The organism is Paraburkholderia sp. CNPSo 3274 (assembly GCF_024206475.1).
Lineage (GTDB): Bacteria > Pseudomonadota > Gammaproteobacteria > Burkholderiales > Burkholderiaceae > Paraburkholderia.
On sequence record NZ_JAMBPR010000270.1, the window covers coordinates 1 to 533 of the forward strand.

General features: G+C 49.5%; 1 protein-coding gene and 1 rRNA gene. Both read right to left on the bottom strand.

Going from position 1 to position 533, the window contains the following annotated elements:
- A 16S ribosomal RNA gene (locus tag M3I54_RS44635) occupies positions 1-182 on the bottom strand; the annotation flags it as partial.
- Positions 183-343: 161 nt separating this feature from the next.
- A partial coding sequence (locus M3I54_RS44640; protein WP_254346783.1) for a hypothetical protein occupies positions 344-533 on the bottom strand: 190 nt, incomplete at its 5' end.

Genomic DNA, 533 nt, shown 5'->3' on the forward strand with positions numbered 1-533 from the left:
TAGATCGTATGCGGTATTAATCCGGCTTTCGCCGGGCTATCCCCCACTACTGGACATGTTCCGATGTATTACTCACCCGTTCGCCACTCGCCGCCAGGATTGCTCCCGCGCTGCCGTTCGACTTGCATGTGTAAGGCATGCCGCCAGCGTTCAATCTGAGCCAGGATCAAACTCTTCAGTTTAAACCTGTTACTGTTTTCGGTCTCTCTCGAGACCGGTCGCTCACTCAAAGCTGACAGGTATCTGAATTGCTTCAAAAACCTGACTTACTTTAGTGTGAGACTCTTGATACTTTTGCTGCTCCCGACAATGCTCCGAAGAACATCATCAGGCCGCCACCGCATCAAGCGCCCACACTTATCGGCTGTAAATTTTTAAAGATCGATCGCGAAGTTGCCGCGCAGTTTCGTTCAGACAACCACTTAACTACCGGCTTCTTTCTGCGTTGCTGCGTCTGCAGCAGAGAAACGAGATTATGAAGAATCTTTTTCGCTTCGTCAACCCCTTTTTTTCGCTCACCGCTTAAAAAAGCT